This window comes from Natrarchaeobius chitinivorans, from assembly GCF_003841505.1.
Classification (GTDB): Archaea; Halobacteriota; Halobacteria; order Halobacteriales; family Natrialbaceae; genus Natrarchaeobius; species Natrarchaeobius chitinivorans.
This window is the reverse complement of record NZ_REGA01000025.1, coordinates 38,255-51,426: the sequence shown is the minus strand read 5'-3', so window position 1 is coordinate 51,426 and position 13,172 is coordinate 38,255. Positions and strand designations below refer to the sequence as shown.

The window sequence follows — 13,172 nt, the reverse complement described above, 5'->3', positions numbered from 1 at the left end:
AGAGATCGAACAATCGAGGTGCTCACAGATCGCGGGATCTGTGAGCCCCTCGTCAGCCTTTAGCAGGATTCGTGCGCGGGTGATATCCTCTGCTCTATGTTCACCCGTCGAGATAATCGCCTCAAGTTCGCTTCGTTCCTTGTCAGAGAGGTTGACGATGTGCTTTTTCCGTCCCATCCCTATAGAGAGGTGCTCAGAAGAGATAAGCTAAGCAGTCGACGCTTGCAAGTGCACTAGAATATCGTCCGCACTGCCCCAACCGCGAGGGCGACGATCACCGTATGATAGATTACCGTCGACGTGAACGCCCAGAACACGAGTGGCACGACCGGGTAGCGTGCTATCCCCGCCGGAACGAAGATCAGCCCGCGAAGATACGGAACGAAGTTCGTGACGAACACGCCGATGCCGCCGTACTGCTCGAGCCACTGCTCCGACTGGTTGATCCGTTCGGACGGGATGTGGATCCGCGGCGACGACTGGATCGCCGACAGGCCCTCGCGGCGCGCGAGGTAGTAGATGAGAAGCTGGCCGAGAACGTAGCCAATTGTCGAGACGAGGATGACTCCCGCGGTTTCGACGCGGTTCGCGGAGATCGCGAGCACGTATCCGGGCAGGATCACCGTCGTGGGGATCGGTTTCCCGACGAACGCCCCCTTCAAGACGAATACCACGAACAGTGCAGGAGGGCCTGCGTACAGGAGGAACGCGAACACCGCGTCGACGAGCGAGTCAAGCATTCGAGGTTTAGGAGCTATTTCGAGCCCAACGGGATAACGTCACGTATCCGTAGAAGTCCCACCGTTGGAATTGCGCTGAGGGCAACTCCGCCCCTCCGTCCCGAATTCGAACCCCGCCACACCGGCCGCCTCGCTGTAGTCGGCACTCGATTCGCCTGGTTCGAACCCTGGCGAGACAGTCGGAAAGGGAGTCATTTCACTTTCGATGTCCTCGTTTGTACTTATGTTCGGTTAGTAAGGTACTTGTGAAATACGTCGGAAATGGTGACTTGGACCGGCGAACCGTCCTCGCGTCGATCGGCACGGGAACCACCGGATTCGCGGGCTGTCTCGGTGCCCTCGACGACAGTACCGACTGCGAACCGTCCGAGGAGGAGACCACGTTCGACGACGCGATGGCGCTCGTCGACGAACCGGGCATGACCGCACCCCGGATTTCGGTTCGTGGGACGATCGTTGCGCTCCCGACTCGTGGATTGCTCCTCGAAGACCCGACTGGAGTCGCCAGGATCACGACGGGCCTCGAGTACGAGTTCGATATGGAGAGACTGGACCTCGGGGACTGCGTGAGCGCTGACGTCTCACTCAACAAACGATCGACCTGGGACAACCAGATGCCGATCGTCAGCGTGAGACGAGATCACTTCGAGAAGGTGGGAACCACTGAAAACGCTGCCACCAGTCGTTTCGACGACGCCAGTCCGCCCGACGCGAGTTTCGAAATCGACTTCGATTCCGAATTTGGATCGAGCACATCGACCGTTACCCTCACTCACGACGGTGGAGAACCGGTCGACGCGGCCGATCTCTTCGTCTGTCACGGGCCAGAGCGCGAGGATGCTCGACGGCCGACACTCGACCAGACGACCACCGATTCCTGGGCGGACCTCGCTGGCTCGACGGCAGACGTCACCAGGGGGGATGCGGTGTCGATAGAACTCACCGACGATACGAACGGAACGCTCCTGTGGCAGTCCGGAACCGGCTGGAACAAACAACTCCGCGGATTTGCGGTCTAACGGCGTCTCCGTCCGGAATCACACGTCTCTGTCCACGGGTTTGCTCGCTGCAAACGGCTGGACGCCAGGACCGGTTCTCGAGGGACACGTTTTCGCTGCGAGGCACAGACTTCCCTCACTCCATAGTCTCCGTTCAGGGTTGTCGCGCTGAGAGATACCGCCTCCCGGATACATCCTCTTCGCTCACGGTTCGGTCGCTGCGCTCCCTCACAGATTCGCAAAAAAGATACCGCCTCCCGGATTTGAACCACGCGAACACGGTCGCCCTGGCTCGAGCGCTGCGACGCTCGGAGTTCGAATCCTCGCTCAGAGTCGGCGACGAGAATCCCTGGCGCTCTGGACAGCGAAGCGGTATCGTCCGATACGAATATAACTCTCCGGAGTAGCGACAGTAGAAATAATCAGCACCAGTCCCATAGAACCGTCGGTGCCCCGGCTTCCGTCGCCAGCCGTGAGCAACGGTATCGGCTACTGGCCAAACCAGGAATGAGGAGTGACGGTACTCGAATGAGGCCGTATTGAGTTCGAAGACGAGTTTACGTGCTATAGTAGCCACTGGAAGTCAATGCACACCTGATCGCACGACGGCTGTGTGATCAGTGTGTAAATAGTTCCAGTTGTTACTATAGTTGGGCCGTCGTCGTCGAAGAATGTCAACCGAGTTATTGTTACGAGCTATTATACGGAGAATAATATATGAGGTCACCAGCCAGGCCGGCCTCGTCAGAGTGATCAATATTCGGTTTGGAGACTCGCTCGGTGCGCTTCAGACCGAGCTCCGAGTTCGGAGAGGCGGCCTCTGAATTCGATATCCTCCCTTCTACAGTCACACCTCACTGACTGACTCTACAGAACCGACGTCGGCATTTTCCGCGCTTCTTGAACTACTTGTACTTCCTCTCAAAAAAGAAGGTTTAATATTTCATTACATTATTGAGTAGATATGAGTCTGACGACTCCATCAGTGGTCACCGAGAGACCTTACTCGGTCGGATCGATGACACCAGACGTTTTAGAGGGGTGCTATGCCCGACAGTAACCGATCAGATCGAAAACCGACTCGCCGATCGATGCTTCGGGCGGCCGTTGCTGCCTCGGGGGCGACCGCGCTGGCCGGATGTCTCGGTGATGACATCGAGATCACGATCAACAGCGGTTCGGACGATGAAGGGGCCGGTAGTGACGATGGTTCCGGCACCGGTTCCGATGGTGACTCCGAGTCCACCGGCGATTCCGGCGAAGATTCGGAAGCCGCCGACCACGGTGACGACGGTTCCGACGATGATACGGAACACGCCGACCACGGTGACGACGATTCTGACGATGATTTGGGATCCACTGACGGCGGTGACGAGACGGATCCGGCTGAGGAGGATGATGACGAGACGGCTCCGGTTGAGGAGGACGACGACGAGACGGATTCGGCTGAGGAGGACGATAACGACGAGAAGGATCCGGACGAGGAGGATGACGACGAACCCAAACCTTCGTTCAGCGAGGACTGCATCAACGTCGACCCCTCGGACCTGACCATCGACGAGATTAGCGGCAATCGCTGGCGGGTCCGATCGGGGCGCAGTGCCCTCCTCATATTCGACGAGAAAGAAAACGCCGAGGATGCCAAAGCGATCATCGAACACTACGGGTTCACCAGCTACTGTTTCGTCGGTCGGCCGGATCCGCCGATGACCTACTGGCTCGAGAACGGGAACGCACCTTCCGCTTCGGGATCCTTCGGAGGAAGCGAGGACTGCATCAATATCGACCCCTCGGACCTGACCATCGACGAGATTAGCGGCAATCGCTGGCGAGTCCGATCGGGGCGCAGTGCCCTCCTCATATTCGACGAGAAAGAAAACGCCGAGGATGCCAAAGCGATCATCGAACACTACGGGTTCACCAGCTACTGTTTCGTCGGTCGGCCGGATCCGCCGATGACCTACTGGACGAGTTGACCGACATCGTCCGTCGGGCAATCGCAAGCTTCGAACCGGCCACATCTGGCCATCATTGTTCCCGCATGAACACGTGTTGCAGGGGGTATCGGTAGAACGGAGTCACTTCGGAAACCAATCCGTATCAATCGATCCGACGTGAAGCCGACAAGCAAGCCTCTCCGACACGGCCGGTCCCCCAACCAGCTCGAAGCAACCAATAGCCGCTGAACACTGACTCTCCTTCTTCATTTCTCTCGGTGGATCTCGAGATGACGGAAAATATGGGTGTTTCCTTCCGGATTTGAACAACGCGAACACGGTCGCTCGCTTCGCTCACGAGAACGGGGACAGCTTGATCTACAGTCGAGTGCTCCCGCTCGAATGGAAATCGTGTGAAAAAACCATACCGCCTCCCGGATTTGAACCACGCGAACACGGTCGCTCGCTTCGCTCGCGCTGCGTGTTCTCTAGTTCAAATCCACTCGGATGGATTTCTGCTGCTCGCGGTGTTGCTCGCAGCAGAAATGCCGCCTCCCGGATTTGAACCGGGGACAGCTCGATCTTCAGTCGAGTGCTCTCCCAGTCTGAGCTAAGGCGGCGCGTCTCTATCTCCGTCGATGGTATAAAAAAGGATTTCGAATCGAGAGCGGTGTTCGACTCGTTCACACGTCTACGAATGAAATCACCACGGAAACTAATACGTGATTAGTAACGACGGGAATACAGTCGGTATTCCGATCGTTAAACGCCCGCCTGTTGGATTATCGGATATTCAAGACACCCTTTTCCGCTTCGGCGAGTAATATCCTGTTATGGGTGCCCTTACCCCGAGTCAGGAAGGCCATGAGCTTTCGGCGGACACTATACTGGAGTTGCTGGCGAACCGACGGCGGCGGTATCTGCTCTACGCACTGCGAGGTCAGGAGGGCCCGATCGAACTCTCCGAACTCGCCGAACGGATCGCCGGCTGGGAACACGACGTTCCGCCCGACGAAGTCGCCAAAAACGAGTACAAGAGCGTCTACGTCTCCTCCGTCCAGTGTCACGTCCCGAAACTCGCAGACGCCGGCGTCGTCGATCACGACGAGAACAACCACACCGTCGTCCTGGCTGACAACTACGACCAACTTGAGCCCTATCTCCGCGTCGTCATCCGCGACGAACCGGAGAACTCGAGACTCCACTCGGCTCTCGAATCCGAATCCGGAGACGGGTTTTTCAGCCAGATTCGAGAGAACGTCGCCCGACTCAAGCACTGACTACTCCCGGCAACTGCAGGCTCCTGACTGATAGTCTTCGATTACAGCGCCGATTTCTCGAGGTGTCAGGCGGACCACTGCCCGTTATTGTCGATGGGACACGGGACGGTCGCGGTTGCATCGGTACCGACATGGAACAGTTATAGTATCAACTGAAACGATTGATATACCGATCGCCGATCTGTCCCGCGATCGGGTGTGCGATGACGTTCAGTGGCTACTATAGCATCAGCCACGGGTGGATGTCAATTCCAGCAGGAAGAGTGGCTCGAGCGAGTTCGAACGACGCGACCAGTGGCTCGAGCGAGTTCGAACGACGCGACCAGTGGCTCGAGCGGGTTCGAACCACGCCGTCACCTCGCTTCGCTCGGTGCCGTCTGATTCGAACCCGCCCTCACAACAGATTTCTGCCGCTCACGAAGTTGTTCGCGGCAGAAATATGGGCTCGGGCGGGTTCGAACCACCGACCTCGGCCTTGTAAAGGCCGCGTCATAACCAGCTAGACCACGAGCCCGTATTCGAACAGAACTGCCCCGTCCGAATAACCTTTACTTTCTCGCATCGGACCAGTGGCATGGTCGATGAGCGCGTCTGGACGGCTCTTCTCGCCGTCGTTGCCCTCTTCGTCACCGGTTTCCTCCTCGTTCAGGTCGGCGTCGTCTCCACGCCATGGAGTCAGGATAGAGCGGTGGTGTCCGTCCTCGACGACGACGGCGACCCGAAAGCCACCGTCGAGGTCGAAGTCGCCGACACCGTGGAAGAACGGTACACGGGCCTGAGCGATCACGAATCCCTCGAGTCCGGCGAGGGTATGTTGTTCGTTCACGCGAGTGAGGGTGACCGGACGTACGTCATGCGGGAGATGGACTTCGACATCGACATCGTGTTCATCGACGCGGACCGCGAGGTCACGACGATCGAGCACGCACGCGCCCCGGAACCCGGCGAGGACGGTGAAGACCTCCGATACTCCGGCCAGGCGAAGTGGGTTCTCGAGGTCCCACGCGGGTACACGAACGAAACGGGGATCGACGTCGGTGACGAGGTCGTGATCGATTCGGAGTAACTGACTGCGCGCTATATGTTTCGATTCGTAGCAAACCCTTATTGGTGACCGTCCCTGACCGAAACGTAATGTCCGGGGTCGACTGGGACGAAGACGATCCCTTCGAGGAGCAACGCGAACGTGTAGAGAGTCCGATGCGCCGACTCCTCGGGGAGTACGGTCGTCCGTACTGGTTTTCGGTAGGCGTCGGGCTCGTCTCGAGCGTTCTCGCCCGCGCGCTCGATCTGCTCCCGGCGCTGTTGCTCGCAGTCGCGATCGACGCGATTTTCGGTGACGCGACGTTTCACGAGCAGGTCCCGCTCGTCGTTCTCCCCGAGGCGTGGCTTCCGACGACGGAGGACGGCCAGTTCTGGTTCGTCGCGACCGCGATCGCGTTATCGTTCGCGCTGGGGGCGATCTTTCACTGGCTCCGAAACTGGGGGTTCAACGCGTTCTCGCAGGACGTCCAGCACGACGTTCGGACTGCAACGTACGACAAGATGCAACGACTCGACATGGAGTTCTTCTCGAACAAACAGACCGGCGAGATGATGTCGGTACTCTCGAACGACGTCAACCAGCTCGAGCGGTTTCTCAACGAAGGAATGAACTCCGCGACCCGGTTGGTCGTGATGGTCGTCGGCATCACGCTCTTGCTGTTCTGGCTCAATCCCCAGCTCGCGCTCGTCTCGCTCGCACCCGTTCCGCTGATCGCCGTTTTCACGTACATCTTCGTCATGAAGATCCAACCCAAGTACGCGGCGGTGCGCTCGTCGGTCGGGAAGGTCAACTCGCGCCTCGAGAACAACCTCGGCGGAATCGGGGTAATCAAGTCCTCGAACACCGAGGAGTTCGAGTCGGGTCGGGTCGAAGACGTCTCCCAGAAGTACTTCGATACGAACTGGGATGCGATCCAGTTGCGGATCAAATTCTTTCCGGGACTGCAGTTGATCTCCGGTACCGGGTTCGTGCTCACGTTCGTCATCGGAGGGTACTGGGTGTTCACCGGAAGCGGGCCAGGGCCGTTTACCGGAACGCTTCAGGAGGGTATTTTCGTCGCGTTCATCCTCTACACCCAGCAACTCGTCTGGCCGATGGCCCAGTTCGGACAGGTCGTCAACATGTATCAGCGCGCGGAGGCCTCGAGCGAGCGGATCTTCGGCCTGATGGACGAACAGGGGCGGATCGAGCGCGATGACGACGCCGACGACCTCGAGGTGAGAGAGGGACGAGTCGAGTACGATCGGGTGAGTTTCAGCTACGATACCGTCGACTCGTCGGATTCGACGGACGGAGCCGAGACCGTTCGCGACGACTCCGGATCCGAACGAATCATCGACGACGTCTCCTTCGACGTCGACGGCGGCGAAACCGTCGCCCTCGTCGGCCCGACCGGTGCCGGCAAGTCGACGGTCCTCAAACTCCTGCTCAGGCTGTACGACGTCGATCGGGGAACGATACGGATCGACGGCCAGGACGTCCGCGACGTCTCGCTCTCGAGTCTCCGGCAATCGATGGGCTACGTCGGCCAGCAGTCGTTTCTCTTCTACGGAACCGTCGAGGAGAACGTTACGTACGGAACGTTCGACGCGAGCCGCGAGGAGATAATCGAGGCGGCGAAAGCCGCGGAAGCCCACGAGTTCATCCAGAACCTCCCCGACGGCTACGACACGATGGTCGGCGAACGGGGTGTAAAGCTCTCGGGCGGCCAGCGCCAGCGCGTCGCCATCGCGCGTGCCGTACTGAAAGATCCGGACATCCTCGTCCTCGACGAAGCCACGAGCGACGTCGACACCGAAACGGAGATGCTCATCCAACGCTCGATCGACGATCTGACCGAGAACCGGACCACGTTCGCGATCGCCCACCGACTCTCGACGATCAAGGACGCAGATCAGATCCTCGTCCTCGAGGACGGCTCCATCGTCGAACGCGGAACTCACGGCGACCTGCTCGAGAACGACGGGCTCTACTCGCATCTCTGGGGCGTCCAGGCGGGAGAGATCGACGAGCTACCCCAAGAGTTCATCGAACGAGCGCAGCGACGACAGGCTCGGACGGAAGTGGACGTCGACATCGACGACTGATACGGATTGCTGTAACTGTGTACTGGAACGACCGGACCCCGTCCCGCGGTCACTCCGGTAATGACTTGCAGCAGTCCGTATGAGACGGATCGCTAACACTGTGTCCCGGTGCGACCGCGAGAGGGCCGCGGTAGCAGCGGCGACGACCGTCAGCCGCCCGAACGAACTCCGACTTCAGAACGACTCCTGTTCGCGCTGTCCCTCCTGGTCCGGCGCGCCTTCGTCCTGGCGATCCTCGCCAGCCGCGGGCGGCGTCCGGTCGCTGTAGTTTTTGCGGCCGATCGCCGCGTCGCCGACCATGTTCATGATCGCGGTTTCGACCTCGTCGAACGAGCCGTACTCGTCCTCGTTCAGCGGCTCGAGCAGCTCCGCGAGCGTCACCGTCTCCTCGCTGATCTCGAGTTGCTCGTCGCCGTGTTCCTCGAGTAATTCGTCCTGCTCGACCGGGTACTCACGGCTCTCGAGCGCCTCGCGGACGTCACCCAGTTCGATCCCGAGTTCGCGGTCGTCGGTCATATCCGGGGGTTGTTGGCGAACCCTGAAACTGGTTCTCCCTGCGTACGCCGCTTGCGGTCATCGCGGGGGTCGATCGCCGTGCGTTCTCCGCGATCGCCGACGAAACACGACCGCAGGTACGACCGCGAGAGAGCCGACGAGCGCGGCCGACGCGACGACGTCGAGTCGCCCGCCGAAGACGCCGATGCCGACGAGTCCGACCCCGGAGAGACCGACCCACCCACGATCGACTCCTCCCGACTCGGGAGCGGGGCGGCCGACGAGCCACCCGCCGAGTCCCCCGGTAGCGAGTGCGACGTACTGGATCGACCGGACCGACAGGCCGCTGGCGACCAGCGCGATGACCGCCAGCCCGAGCGCGACCGCAAACGACGCCGTCGTCCGGTCGGTCGGAACGCGCTCGAGGACCGATCGCACGACGACGAGGTAGGCGAGACCGATCGCGAATCCGGCAGCCACGTCAGCCGGGTAGTGGACGACGAGAACGAGCCGGGAGAGGCCCACCGCGCCCGCGACGACCGCGGCGACCGCGAGCCGGGATCGAAGGGTTCCGAGACCCAGCGCCGTGGCGAGCAACCCGTAGGTTACGGTGGCGCCGACTGCGTGACCGCTCGGGAAAGCGTAGCCGTCGATGGTAACTGACGAGACGTAAAACGAAACGAGTACCGACGGAAGCGCGTCCGGCACGGCGGCGACGGCCGTCGGTCGCGGCAAAGCGAACGTGTACTTCAGTACGATCACGAGCGCGAGACCGCCGACGACGACGCCCAGGATCCACGGCCCCTCACCGAGTTCGGATCGCGACGCCGACGGTGTGGTCGACCCCGCAGCGTCGTCCTCGAGTCGGGATCGACCGGGGTCGCTCACCCCGCCGCGCCAGGCGAGAAGCCAGGACGCGACGAGACCGGCCGTGATCAGCACCCAGACGTCGCCGAGTCGCGTCACCAGCGCGGCGACGACGAGCAGCCAGTCCGGAAGGGACGCCTGAATCGCCTCGAGAACCGCTTCGCCGCGATCCATGCGTCGGAAGTCGCTCCGCGTCCGGTTAACGACCGAATCGGCACGTGCAGGGTCAGGCAACTCGACCGACCGACGGTTTCATGCCCACACGGTCGGAGTACTCGCGCATGGATCTCACCGAGGCGACGTGGACGGACGTCTCCGAACTCGAGACGGATCTCGCCGTACTTCCGGTCGGGAGCACGGAACAACACGGGCCCCACGCCCCGCTGGGAACCGACGTGCTGACCGCACGCGCGGTCGCGGACGCCGGCGTCGAACGGGTCGATCGCGAGGTCGTCCGCGCCCCGGCGATTCCCGTCGGTATCGCCGAGGAACACCGTCAGTTCCCCGGAACGATGTGGGTGTCCCCGGAGACGTTCCGCAGATACGTTCGAGAGTCGATCGAGAGTCTCGCATACCACGGCTTCGACCGCGTCGTCGTCGTCAACGGCCACGGCGGCAACGTCGACGCCCTTCGCGAGGTCGGCGGTCGCCTCTCCCGCGACGGAACGGCGTATGCGGTTCCGTTCACGTGGTTCGAGGCCGTCGGCGACCACTCGGCCGAGATGGGCCACGGCGGTCCGCTCGAGACCGCACTCGTACGTCACTGCGAACCGGATCTCGTCCGCGAGGATCGAATCGACGAGGCGAAAGCCGGCGCTGCAGACGGCTGGGGCGAGTGGGTTAGCCACGCGAACCTGGCGTACGATTCGGCCGAATTCACGGAAAACGGCGTCGTTGGCGACCCGAGCGACGGCACGGAACGCCGGGGTGAAGAACTGCTCGAGTTAGCCGGCGACGCTCTCGCACGGCTGCTCGAGGCGGTCGCCGAGCGAAACGTCCCGCGGCCCGACGACCGATAGCGACGAAGCCGGTGTGTCGGCCGGAGAGTGTTACTCGTCGGCTTCGTCGGCTTCGTCGTCGCCCTCGTCGTCCGCGTCGTCGACTCCCGAATCCTCCAGCGTTCCGCGAAGCGTCGGGATCGTCGAGGTGAGATCGCTCACCTGTTCGCTCGCCTCGGAGATATCTTCGATGGCCTCTTCCAGGTCGGCGATTTCGGCCTCGAGGTCGTCGGCGTCCTCGAACGCGTCGGCGCGTTCGCCCATCGTGAACCACTTTTTGGCGTCCCGGAGGTGATCCTCGGCGTCGCCGACGTCGAGCGCGGAGTTGAGGCCGTTGAGGACCCCGAGGACGTTGTCCGCGTCCGTCTCCCAGACGTCGTCTGCCGCAGGAAGCGCGTCCCAGCCGGCAGCAAGCGAAGACTCGACGTCTTCGCGCATCTCGTTTGCCGCCTCGCCGAACAGTTCGTCGTCGCCGAACGTCGCCTGACTCATGATCGCTCTTTCGAGGGGATCGGGGTTAAAAGGTCGCCCGAAAGTGAAAGTGAAAAATGTCTCGAGGAACGCGCCACTGCCGAAATAGCGGTCCAGTTTCGAAAAGGACGTCCCGCATCGTGGCGTCGAATGCTGTCCGAGAGCGGACCGAGACGAGTGAGTCGAGACAGCGGACCGAGACGACCGGGTCGAGGCATTCGACTCGAGCGGGCCAGGACAGTCGACTCGAGCGCGCGACCCCAATTCGACGGCCGTAACCCGCTGTGCAATCCTCTTCACCGATCCCGAACCGTCATCGGCCCCGCACTTCCTCGAGTCGCATCAGGGGATAGCCGTCTTCCATCGCCATCCGAGTGTGGACCTCACAGCCGTCGTACTCGAGGACGATTTCGACCTCGAGAAAGCGCCCCGTCAGTTCGGTGTACTCGGCCGTCGCCTCCGCGAGTTCGGCCTCGAGGGCGTCTCGCTGAACTGTGACGGTCACGTCAGTGCAGTGAGGTTGGTTCTCGATCGCTTCTTCGATCGCCGTCTCGATGCTCGCGGCGCTCTCGAGTGAGAGCGGCGTGCCGGCGAACTGGTGATAGAGCGACCCGAACTTGATGCCGGCCTCGAAGCAGGCCGCTTCGGCGGTCGTCGGCGTCGTGGCGTCGGTAGCTTCCGTTTCGTCGGTCATACGAGAGCGGTCGGTTGCGGTCGAGAAGGTGGTTCCGATCCGAATCGTACGTTACTTATCGACGCTTTCCCTCGAGTCGAACGAATGGCACAGTCGGTCCTGCTCACGGGGGCTGCGGGACGCGTCGGGGAGGCGATCCTCGGCGACCTCGCGGACGAACACGAGTGGCGGTTGCTTGATCGCGATCCGCCGACGGGAGAACAGCCGGGGGAGTTCGTCGTCGCCGACATCACCGACGAGGACGCCGTCCGCGAGGCGATGGACGGAATCGACGCCGTGATCCACCTCGCCGGTGACCCCCGAGCGGAAGCGCCGTGGGACAGCGTCTTTACGAACAACATCGACGGCACGCAGACCGTCTTCGAGGCCGCCGTCGACGCGGGCGTCGATAGGGTCGCTTTCGCCTCCTCGAACCACGCCGTCGGCGCGTACGAAACCGACGACCGGACGCCGGAGATGTACCGTCCGGACGACGATTACCTCCTCGACGGAACCGAACTCCCTCGCCCGGGGAACCTCTACGGAGTCTCCAAGGCTGCGGGCGAGACGCTCGGCCGCTACTACCACGACGAACACGACCTCTCGGTCGTCTGCGTCCGCATCGGTAACCTCACCGAGGGCCATCCGCCGATCGACTACGAACGAGGACAGGCGATGTGGCTCTCTTATCGCGACTGTGCACACCTCTTCGACCGATGTATTCGTGCCGACTACGGCTACGAAATCGTCTACGGCATCTCCGACAACGACCGCAAGTACTACTCGATCGATCGCGCTCGAGAGGTTCTGGATTACGACCCACAGGACAACTCCGCCCACCACGATTGAGACGGATTCCTGTACCGATGTCCCGGCGCACCCGCGACCCGGGCGGCAGTCGGGCCGGTAATGGGTTACAGTAAATCGTAGGGTTGTCCTCGAGGCACCGTCGTTCTACTAAAATAATCCCTCGACGTCTTCTTCGCGCGACCGACGCCGGTCGACGTGATCCGCGAGTCGCTGGAAGACGATCCCGCGGTGGTCGTCTTCTCGGACGAAGTCGAACAGAAGCGTGATAAACCGGCTATCGTCAGCTCCAGCCTCGAGGTCACGGCGCGCGTAGGTTCGTGCCTGCTCGACGGCCGCCTCGTCGTAGCCGTACTCGTCGGCGAGGACGACCGCCGCGATCGCCGTCGGCTCGAAGTCGAGGTCGGCGAGCGTCGGGACGTCCCCCTCGTGCTCGAGTGAGAGCGGCCGTCGTCGTTCGATCACCTCGGGATCGGCGGCCAGAACCTCGAGAGCGGATCGAACCGGGCCGAGCTCTAGGTTCCGGTAGCCGTCGGGCAGTCCCGAGAGGTACTCGAGCGCGCTCTCGGCCAGGCCGACGGCCCCCTCCCAGTTGCGTTCGCGGGCGTGATAGACTGCCGCGGTGAACTGGATCAGCCCGTGGAGCAAGCGCTCGTCGTCGGTTCCGGTCTCGAGGTCGAGCCAGCGCGCCTCCCAGGCGTCGTGGGCGGCGTGGTAGTGGCCGTCGTTGTAGATGGCGATACCGGCCCGGAGCTGATCTCGCATACCTGAAGT

General features: G+C 61.7%; 14 protein-coding genes and 2 tRNA genes. 7 read left to right on the top strand and 9 right to left on the bottom strand.

Annotation, left to right across the window (positions count from 1 at the left end; all coding sequences use genetic code 11):
• Together EA473_RS23295 and EA473_RS20240 are read right to left on the bottom strand one after the other, a co-directional pair.
• A partial coding sequence (locus EA473_RS23295; RefSeq protein WP_133306930.1) for a helix-turn-helix domain-containing protein occupies window positions 1–177 on the bottom strand: 177 nt, incomplete at its 3' end.
• Window positions 178–233: 56 nt separating this feature from the next.
• The gene (locus tag EA473_RS20240; RefSeq protein WP_124197434.1) at window positions 234–740 is read right to left on the bottom strand and encodes a DedA family protein; all 507 of its coding nucleotides are present in this window, start codon (window positions 738–740) and stop codon (window positions 234–236) included.
• Window positions 741–1,009: 269 nt separating this feature from the next.
• On the opposite strand from EA473_RS20240, the gene EA473_RS20235 reads away from it, so the two are divergent.
• Together EA473_RS20235 and EA473_RS22455 are read left to right on the top strand one after the other, a co-directional pair.
• Window positions 1,010–1,759 (top strand): type IV pilin N-terminal domain-containing protein, encoded by a 750-nt coding sequence (locus EA473_RS20235; protein ID WP_124197433.1) that lies wholly within the window; start codon window positions 1,010–1,012, stop codon window positions 1,757–1,759.
• A gap of 1,025 nt (window positions 1,760–2,784) precedes the next feature.
• Window positions 2,785–3,714 carry a hypothetical protein gene (locus EA473_RS22455; protein WP_165875347.1) on the top strand — a complete coding sequence of 310 codons (930 nt, stop codon included), beginning with the start codon at window positions 2,785–2,787 and terminating at the stop codon, window positions 3,712–3,714.
• 507 nt (window positions 3,715–4,221) lie between these two features.
• Here EA473_RS22455 and EA473_RS20220 read toward each other — a convergent pair.
• Window positions 4,222–4,295 (bottom strand) — tRNA-Phe (locus tag EA473_RS20220).
• 213 nt (window positions 4,296–4,508) lie between these two features.
• Here EA473_RS20220 and EA473_RS20215 point away from each other — a divergent pair.
• Window positions 4,509–4,955 (top strand): DUF7344 domain-containing protein, encoded by a 447-nt coding sequence (locus tag EA473_RS20215; protein ID WP_124197431.1) that lies wholly within the window; start codon window positions 4,509–4,511, stop codon window positions 4,953–4,955.
• Between the two features lie 440 nt (window positions 4,956–5,395).
• On the opposite strand, the gene EA473_RS20210 is transcribed toward EA473_RS20215, so the two are convergent.
• Window positions 5,396–5,469 (bottom strand) — tRNA-Val (locus EA473_RS20210).
• A 60-nt stretch (window positions 5,470–5,529) separates the two neighbouring features.
• Between EA473_RS20210 and EA473_RS20205 the strand changes: the two genes are divergently transcribed.
• Both EA473_RS20205 and EA473_RS20200 read left to right on the top strand, forming a co-directional pair.
• Window positions 5,530–6,021 (top strand): DUF192 domain-containing protein, encoded by a 492-nt coding sequence (locus EA473_RS20205; RefSeq protein ID WP_124197430.1) that lies wholly within the window; start codon window positions 5,530–5,532, stop codon window positions 6,019–6,021.
• 68 nt (window positions 6,022–6,089) lie between these two features.
• Complete coding sequence (locus EA473_RS20200) at window positions 6,090–8,087, top strand: ABC transporter ATP-binding protein (protein ID WP_124197429.1); 1,998 nt, start codon at window positions 6,090–6,092, stop codon at window positions 8,085–8,087.
• Between the two features lie 174 nt (window positions 8,088–8,261).
• Here EA473_RS20200 and EA473_RS20195 read toward each other — a convergent pair whose 3' ends face one another.
• Together EA473_RS20195 and EA473_RS20190 are read right to left on the bottom strand one after the other, a co-directional pair.
• Entirely contained in the window at window positions 8,262–8,603 is a 342-nt protein-coding gene (locus tag EA473_RS20195) for a DUF5789 family protein (protein ID WP_124197428.1), read from the bottom strand.
• Between the two features lie 57 nt (window positions 8,604–8,660).
• The gene (locus tag EA473_RS20190) at window positions 8,661–9,623 is read right to left on the bottom strand and encodes a phosphatase PAP2 family protein (RefSeq protein ID WP_124197427.1); all 963 of its coding nucleotides are present in this window, start codon (window positions 9,621–9,623) and stop codon (window positions 8,661–8,663) included.
• Window positions 9,624–9,730: 107 nt separating this feature from the next.
• Here EA473_RS20190 and EA473_RS20185 point away from each other — a divergent pair, with 107 nt between their 5' ends.
• The gene (locus EA473_RS20185) at window positions 9,731–10,468 is read left to right on the top strand and encodes a creatininase family protein (protein ID WP_124197426.1); all 738 of its coding nucleotides are present in this window, start codon (window positions 9,731–9,733) and stop codon (window positions 10,466–10,468) included.
• Window positions 10,469–10,498: 30 nt separating this feature from the next.
• On the opposite strand, the gene EA473_RS20180 is transcribed toward EA473_RS20185, so the two are convergent.
• Complete coding sequence (locus tag EA473_RS20180) at window positions 10,499–10,939, bottom strand: DUF5790 family protein (RefSeq protein WP_124197425.1); 441 nt, start codon at window positions 10,937–10,939, stop codon at window positions 10,499–10,501.
• Window positions 10,940–11,231: 292 nt separating this feature from the next.
• A complete protein-coding gene (locus EA473_RS20175; protein ID WP_124197424.1) occupies window positions 11,232–11,612 on the bottom strand; it encodes a dihydroneopterin aldolase family protein in 381 nt (126 codons plus the stop codon).
• 84 nt (window positions 11,613–11,696) lie between these two features.
• Between EA473_RS20175 and azf the strand changes: the two genes are divergently transcribed.
• Complete coding sequence (azf, locus tag EA473_RS20170; RefSeq protein ID WP_124197423.1) at window positions 11,697–12,440, top strand: NAD-dependent glucose-6-phosphate dehydrogenase Azf; 744 nt, start codon at window positions 11,697–11,699, stop codon at window positions 12,438–12,440.
• A gap of 108 nt (window positions 12,441–12,548) precedes the next feature.
• Here azf and EA473_RS20165 read toward each other — a convergent pair whose 3' ends face one another.
• Window positions 12,549–13,163 carry a DUF309 domain-containing protein gene (locus EA473_RS20165; protein ID WP_124197422.1) on the bottom strand — a complete coding sequence of 205 codons (615 nt, stop codon included), beginning with the start codon at window positions 13,161–13,163 and terminating at the stop codon, window positions 12,549–12,551.
• Window positions 13,164–13,172 lie beyond the last annotated feature (9 nt).